We start from the raw sequence: 7,521 nt of genomic DNA on the forward strand, positions 1-7,521 counted from the left end.
GGGTTACCCTACGGCATGCGTTTCGGGTTGCAACCGATCTCCGCCGAGCCCATTCCTTGGCGAGACAAGATGCGGAGAGGCACGATGAAAAGCTATTTGAAGCAGTATATCGATGGCGCGTGGGTCGAGAGCGAGGGCGGCACCGTCTATCAGGTGATCGACCCGTCGACCGAGCAACCGTGTACGGAGATCACGCTGGGCACCGCCGCCGACGTCGACAAGGCGGTCGCCGCGGCACGCTCGGCGTTCGAGAGCTGGAGCCAGACGAGCGTGCAGGAGCGGCTGGACGTGCTCGGCCGGATCATGACCGAATACAAGGCGCGGATGCCCGATCTGGCCAAGGCGATGTCGCAGGAGATGGGCGCGCCGATGGCGCTCGCGTCGATGGCGCAGGCGCCCACTGGCCTCGCGCATTTCTCGGCGACCGCGAAGGCGCTGGCGGCGTTCGAGTTCTCGGAGGTCATCGGCAAGGCGACCGTCGTGCACGAGCCGCTCGGCGTCGTCGCGATGATCACGCCGTGGAACTGGCCGCTGAACCAGATCTGCGCGAAGGTCGCCCCGGCGCTCGCGGCAGGCGATACGATGATCCTGAAGCCGTCCGAGGAGGCGCCATCGTGCGCGGTGATCCTGGCGGAGATCATGGACGCGGCGGGCGTGCCGGCGGGGGTGTTCAACCTGGTCAACGGCGACGGGCCGGGCGTCGGCGCGGCGCTGTGCGCGCACCGCGACGTCGACATGGTGAGCTTTACCGGCTCGACGCGCGCCGGGATCGCCGTAGCGTTAGCGGCGGCGCCGACGGTCAAGCGCGTGCATCAGGAGCTTGGCGGCAAGGCGGCGAACCTCGTGCTGGAGGGCTCGGATCTCGCGGCCGTCTTGCCGCCGACGGTGGCCGGCGTGCTCGCCAATTCGGGCCAGAGCTGCATCGCGCCGACGCGGCTGCTGGTGCATGCGAGCCAGGTCGCGGAGGCGACCGCGATCGTGAAGTCGATGATGGAGCAGACCAAGGTCGGCGATCCTGCCGAGATGGGCCAGCATATCGGCCCGGTCGTCAACAAGGCGCAGTTCGACAAGATCCAGGGGCTGATCCAGTCCGCGATCGACGAGGGTGCGACCTTGGTGACCGGCGGTGTGGGGCGGCCGGACGGGCGCAACGCCGGCTATTATATCCAGCCGACGCTGTTCACCGACGTGCGGCCGGACATGCGGATCGCGCAGGAGGAGACGTTCGGGCCGGTCGCTACGATTACGTCCTATACCGATCAGGACGAAGGTATCCGCATCGCCAACGCCACCGAATACGGGCTGTCGGCGACGATCTCGGGCGATCCGGCGGAGGCGGCGAAGGTCGCGCCGCGGTTGCGCGCGGGGCTGGTGACGATCAACTCGTGGAGCCCGGACATCGGCGCGCCGTTCGGTGGGTATAAGCAGTCGGGGAATGGGCGCGAGAATGGGCGTTATGGGCTGACGGACTTCATGGAGGTGAAGACGATCACCGGCCTGCCGGGTGACGTGCGCGAGGGAAAGCCGGCCGAGGCTGGCGCGTAATCCCTTTCTCGGAGGGAGGCGAAATCTTCTTCTGATCCTCCCCCGCAAGGGGGAGGTGGCGCCGTAGGCGACGGAGGGGGCGGAACTCGCAACAATAGTTACCCTTTCCTCCCCCTCCGACTGGCAAGGGCCAGCCACCTCCCCCTGGCGGGGGAGGATTCAGGTGGGCTCAGTGCATCGGCCAGACCGCGACGATCAGCGGGGTGCCTATTAGCAACACAAGCAGCGACAGCGGTGCGCCCAAACGCGCGTAGTCGCTGAACCTGTACCCGCCCGGCCCCATCACCAGCGTGTTGCACTGGTGGCCGATCGGGGTGAGGAAATCGCACCCTGCCCCGACCGCGGTTGCCATCAGGAACGCCTCGGGCCGAAACCCGAGATCGCCGGCGAAGGTCGCGGCGATCGGCGCCATCACCAGCACGGTCGCGGCGTTGTTGAGGAACGGCGTCACCGCCATCGCCGCCGCCAGGATCAGCGCGACCGCGCCCCAGGGCGGCAAGGTCGCCGCGGTCGACGACAGCCAGGTCGCGATCACCTCCGACGCACCGGTGGTACGCAGCGAATCGCTGACCGGGATCAGCGCGCCGAGCATGATCAGGATCGGCCATTCGACATGGTCGTACGCCTCGCGCACCGGCAGCACGCCGGTCGCCATGATCAGCCCCGCCGCGGCGAAGAACGCGACCGCCACCGGCACGAACCCCAATGCGGTCGCACTCATCGCCACCGCGAGGATGGCGATCGGCAGCCAGCTCCGCTTCGACACGCCGAGCCGCATCTCGCGCTGCGCCAACGGCAGGCAGCCGAGATCGCGCAGTTTGCTCGGCAGTTGCTCGAGCGGGCCCTGCAACACCAGCACATCGCCGGCGCGCAGTTCGGTGTTGGCGAGACGGCGCGAGAGATGCTCGCCCTGCCGCGAGATCGCGATCAGGTTGACGCCGTAGCGCGCCTGCAATGCGAGACGCGCCGCGGTCTTGCCGACCAGCGCCGAGCCGAGCCCGATCACCGCCTCGATCACGCCGACCTCGTCGTCGTCGTCCTCGTCGGCCTTTTCGCGGTCCTCGCCCTCCAGCTTCAGCCGATCGCGCGCGATCACGCGTTCGAGCGCGTCGGGATCGCCGCCGAGGATCAGCGTGTCGCCGGCGCGCAGATGCGTGTGGTCGTGCGGCGCGCTGCGCATGCCGGCGCGGAGGATCCGCATGATGGTCACCTCGCGGTCATGGCGGTCGAGAAATGCGTCGACCGTCTCGTCGACCGCGGGCGAGACGTCGGGGATCATCGCCTCGGTCACATAGCCCTTGATGTCGAGCGCCTCGCCCATCGTCGGCGCCGCCCGCCGATCGCGCGGCAGGAGCCGGTAGGCGAACCGCAGATAGATCAGCCCCATCAGAGTCAGCCCGAGCCCGACCGGGGCATAGTCGAACATCCCGAACGGGTGTCCGGTCATCTGTTCGCGCACGCGGCTGACGATGATGTTGGGCGACGTGCCGACCAACGTGATGAGCCCGCCAAGCAGCGACGCGGACGCCATCGGCATCAGGAAGACCGAGGGCGAGGTGTCGTTCTTCTTCGCCATCTGGAACGCGGCGGGCATCAGCATCGCCAGCGCGCCGATATTCTTGACCAGCGCGGAGGCGAACCCGACCGACGCGGTCAGGAGCAGCAATTGCGAACGGACCCGGGTCACCCGCTTGGCGAACTTGGCGAGCGCGCGTTCGATGATCCCTGAGCGCTGCACCGCCGCCGAGATCACCAGCGCCGAGCCGACGATGATGACGATATCGTCGGAGAAGCCCTTGAACGCCTCCTTCGGGCTGACGATGCCGAGCGCGATGCTGGCGAGCAGCGCGAGGATCGCGGTGACGTCGTAGCGGAACCTGCCCCAGATGAAGAGCGCCATCATGCCGATCAGCGTGGCGATCGAGAGATACTGGGGAACGGTCATCGGGTCTCCGTATATGGACCCATAATAAGCGCGGGCTCGCGGCGGTTGTTCCGCGCGCGAGCCCGGACCTTAGTCGAGATTAGGACGAAGCCAGCGTTCGGCGGTCTTCAGATCCGCACCACGTCGTGCGGCGTAATCCTCGAGCTGGTCGCGGCCGACGCGCGCGACGCCGAAATACTCGGCCTGCGGGTGGCCGAAATAGAAGCCCGAGACCGCGGCGGTCGGGAACATCGCGAAGCTCTCGGTCAGTTCCAGCCCGGTCGCGGTTTCGGCGTCGAGCAGGTCGAACAGGATCGGCTTGAGGCTGTGGTCGGGGCACGCGGGGTAACCCGGTGCGGGGCGGATGCCGCGATACTGCTCCTTGATCAGCGCGTCGTTGGTGAGCTGTTCCTCGGGCGCATAGCCCCATAGCTTCTGGCGGACATGCTTGTGGAGACGCTCGGCGAAGGCTTCGGCGAAGCGGTCGGCGAGCGCCTTCAGCAGGATGTCGTTGTAATCGTCATGCCCCGCCTTGAAGCGCGCGATGTGCTCGTCGATCCCGTGGATGCCGACCGCGAACCCGCCGAACCAGTCGTCCTGCGTGTCGATGAAGTCGGCGAGACACATGTTCGCGCGGCCTTCGCGCTTGGCGATCTGCTGGCGAAGCATGGGGAGGCGGATTTCTTCCCCCCCGCCCGCTTGCGGGAGGGGGTTGGGGGGTGGGCTCGCGCCATCCGCAGGCGTGCCGGTGGAGGGGAGCGCGTGCCCACCCCCGGCCCCTCCCGCTTGCGGGAGGGGGGAAGCGGTGACGACCACATCATCACCTTCACGCCGCGCGGGCCACAGCCCCGCGACGCCCCGCGGCGTCAGCCACTTCTCAGCGACGATCGTATCCAGCATCGCCTGCGCATCCGCGTACAGCGCACTCGCACTCTCGCCGACGACCTCGTCGGTCAGGATCGCCGGGAAGTTCCCCGCCAGCTCCCACGCGCGGAAGAACGGCGTCCAGTCGATATAGTCGCGCAGGTCGGACAGATCCCAGTCCGCGAACACGTGCACGCCGGGCTTGGCCGGTGCGGCAGGCTTGAGCGAAAAGTCCGCCACGAACTTGCGCTCCCGCGCGGTCGCCAGGGGCAGCAACTCGCTCTGCCCCTTGTTCGCGCGCGAGATCCGCACCGCCTCATACTCGTCCGCGGTTTTGGCCACGAACTCATCGCGGATCGTGTCCGACACCAAAGTAGACGCGACACCCACCGCACGGCTCGCATCGAGCACGTGCACCACCGGGCCGTCATAGGCCGGCGCGATCCTGAGCGCGGTGTGCACCTTCGAGGTCGTCGCGCCGCCGATCAGCAGCGGCATCGTCATGCCAGCGCGCTTCATCTCCTCGGCGACCGTCACCATCTCGTCGAGGCTCGGCGTGATCAGCCCCGACAGCCCGATCATGTCCGCGTCGTTCTCGTTCGCGGCCTCGAGGATCTTCGACCACGGCACCATCACGCCGAGATCGACCACGTCGAAGCCGTTGCACTGGAGCACCACGCCGACGATGTTCTTGCCGATGTCATGCACGTCGCCCTTGACGGTCGCCATGATGATCTTGCCCTTGCCGCGCGCGCCGGGCTCCTTGGCCGCCTCGATATACGGCAGCAGATGCGCGACCGCCTTCTTCATCACGCGCGCCGACTTCACCACCTGCGGCAGGAACATCTTGCCGCTGCCGAACAGGTCGCCGACGACGTTCATGCCGTCCATCAGCGGGCCCTCGATGACCTCGATCGGGCGTCCGCCATTGCCGGCGATGATCAGCCGCGCTTCCTCGGTATCCTCGACGACGTGGAGGTCGATGCCCTTGACCAGCGCATATTCGAGCCGCTTGTTCACCCCCAGCGAACGCCATTCCGCCGCCGCCTTCTCGGCGACCACGTCGGTGCCGCGATAACGTTCTGCGAGCGCGACCAGCCGATCACCGGCCTCGGGATCCTTGTTGAGCACGACGTCCTCGACCGCCTGGCGCAATTCGGGATCGATGTCGTCGTAGATATCGAGCTGGCCGGCGTTGACGATCGCCATGTCCATGCCCGCGGGGATCGCATAGTACAGGAACACGCTGTGCATCGCGCGGCGTACGGGCTCGTTGCCGCGGAACGAGAAGCTGAGGTTCGACAGCCCGCCCGAGATGTGGACATGCGGGCAGCGCGCCTTGATCTCCTTGCACGCCTCGATGAAGTCGACGCCGTAGTTGTTGTGCTCCTCGATCCCCGTGGCGACCGCGAAGACATTGGGATCGAAGATGATGTCCTCGGGCGGGAAGCCGATCCCGACGAGCAGCTTGTAGGCGCGCTCGCAGATCTCGACTTTCCGGTCCTTGGTGTCGGCCTGCCCGACCTCGTCGAACGCCATCACGACCACCGCCGCGCCGTACGCCATGCACTTCTTGGCCTGCGCGAGGAACTGCTCCTCGCCTTCCTTCATGCTGATCGAGTTGACGATCGGCTTGCCGCTGACGCACTTCAGCCCGGCCTCGATCACGCTCCATTTCGAGCTGTCGACCATGAACGGGATGCGCGCGATGTCGGGTTCGGCGGCGATCAGCTTCAGGAACGTCGTCATCGCGTGGTGCGCGTCGAGCAGCCCCTCGTCCATGTTGACGTCGAGCACCTGCGCGCCGCTCTCGACCTGCTGGCGCGCGACCTCGACCGCGGCGGGATAGTCGCCCGCCATGATCAGCTTCTTGAAGCGCGCCGAGCCGGTGACGTTGGTGCGCTCGCCGATGTTGACGAAGGAGGAGGAGGAAGTGGTCATCGGTTCGTTTCTTCCCCCCCTCCCGCAAGCGGGAGGGGGTCGGGGGGTGGGCGCCCGCCATCCGCGGGCTTAATCGTTGGAGGAGAGCGCGAGCCCACCCCCTGCCCCTCCCGCTTGCGGGAGGGGAAAGAAGTCATGCCGCCATCGTGAACGGTTCTAGGCCGGCGAGCTTGGTCCGCACTTCCGGCCGCGAGACCGCACGTGGTTCGAGCCCGCGCACGCCATCGGCCATCGCCTTGATATGCGCCGGCGTCGACCCGCAGCAGCCGCCGAGCACGTTGACCTGCTTGGCCACCGCCCACTCGCCGACCAGCCCCGCCGTCGTCTCGGGCTGCTCGTCATACTCGCCGAGTTCGTTGGGCAGGCCCGCATTCGGGTAGATCATGATCAGCGTATCCGCGATCGCGCTCAGCGTCTTCACATGCGGGCGCAGCTGCTCCGCGCCGAACGAGCAGTTGAGCCCGATCGTGATCGGCTTGGCGTGCCGCACCGCGTGCCAGAACGCCTCGACCGTATGTCCCGACAGGTTGCGCCCCGACAGATCGGTCAGCGTCATCGACAGCATGATCGGCACGTCGCGGCCGAGCGCGTCTCCCGCCTCGATCGCCGCCATGATGCCTGCCTTGGCGTTGAGCGTGTCGAACACCGTCTCGATCAGGATGAAGTCGACGCCGACCCCCTCGCCGCCTTCGAGCAATGCGTCGATCTGCTCGCGGTACACGCCCTTGAGGTAATCGAAATCAATCTCGCGAAAGCCGGGATCGTTGACGTCGGGCGAAAGCGACAGCGTCTTGTTGGTCGGGCCGATCGCGCCGGCGACGAAGCGCGGGCGGCCGTCCTTCGCCTCATATTCGGTGGCGAGCGCGCGCGCGATCCGCGCGGACTCGACGTTGATCTCGCGCACCAGATGCTCGGCGCCGTAATCGGCCTGCGAGATCACGTTGGCGCTGAACGTGTTGGTCGAGACGATGTCCGACCCGGCCTCCAGATATTCGCGCGTGATCGTCTCGGGGACTTCCGGCTTGGTGATCGCCAGGATGTCGTTGTTGCCCTTCTGGTCGTGGCTCAGCCCGAGCGACCCCGCATAGGCTGCTTCGTCGAGCTTCCAGTTCTGGATCTCGGTGCCGAACGCGCCGTCGGTGATCAGGATGCGCTTGGCGGCTTCCGCGTTGAAACGTTCACGTGGTGTCATCGACTGGACTCCTCCCCTCCCGCAAGCGGGAGGGGTCGGGGGTGGGCGCCCGCTA

The 7,521-nt window shown here is 67.1% G+C and carries 4 protein-coding genes; 1 reads left to right on the plus strand and 3 read right to left on the minus strand.

Annotated features, from left to right (window positions below; genetic code table 11):
• Window positions 1-84: 84 nt before the first annotated feature.
• Window positions 85-1,545: an aldehyde dehydrogenase family protein gene (locus NLI89_RS11725; protein ID WP_254687238.1), complete on the plus strand. Its 1,461-nt coding sequence runs from the start codon at window positions 85-87 to the stop codon at window positions 1,543-1,545.
• A gap of 169 nt (window positions 1,546-1,714) precedes the next feature.
• Here NLI89_RS11725 and NLI89_RS11730 read toward each other — a convergent pair whose 3' ends face one another.
• The 3 genes from NLI89_RS11730 to NLI89_RS11740 all read right to left on the minus strand — a co-directional run bounded on the left by NLI89_RS11730 (window position 1,715) and on the right by NLI89_RS11740 (window position 7,466).
• Window positions 1,715-3,490 carry an SLC13 family permease gene (locus NLI89_RS11730; protein WP_254687239.1) on the minus strand — a complete coding sequence of 592 codons (1,776 nt, stop codon included), beginning with the start codon at window positions 3,488-3,490 and terminating at the stop codon, window positions 1,715-1,717.
• Window positions 3,491-3,559: 69 nt separating this feature from the next.
• Window positions 3,560-6,274, minus strand: a complete 2,715-nt coding sequence (gene metH, locus NLI89_RS11735; RefSeq protein WP_254687240.1) for a methionine synthase — start codon at window positions 6,272-6,274, stop codon at window positions 3,560-3,562.
• Window positions 6,275-6,407: 133 nt separating this feature from the next.
• Window positions 6,408-7,466, minus strand: coding sequence for a homocysteine S-methyltransferase family protein (locus tag NLI89_RS11740; protein ID WP_254687241.1), 1,059 nt, complete (start codon window positions 7,464-7,466; stop codon window positions 6,408-6,410).
• Window positions 7,467-7,521 lie beyond the last annotated feature (55 nt).

Origin of the sequence: Sphingomonas faeni (assembly GCF_024273235.1) — a bacterium.
GTDB classification, from domain to species: domain Bacteria; phylum Pseudomonadota; class Alphaproteobacteria; order Sphingomonadales; family Sphingomonadaceae; genus Sphingomonas; species Sphingomonas faeni_A.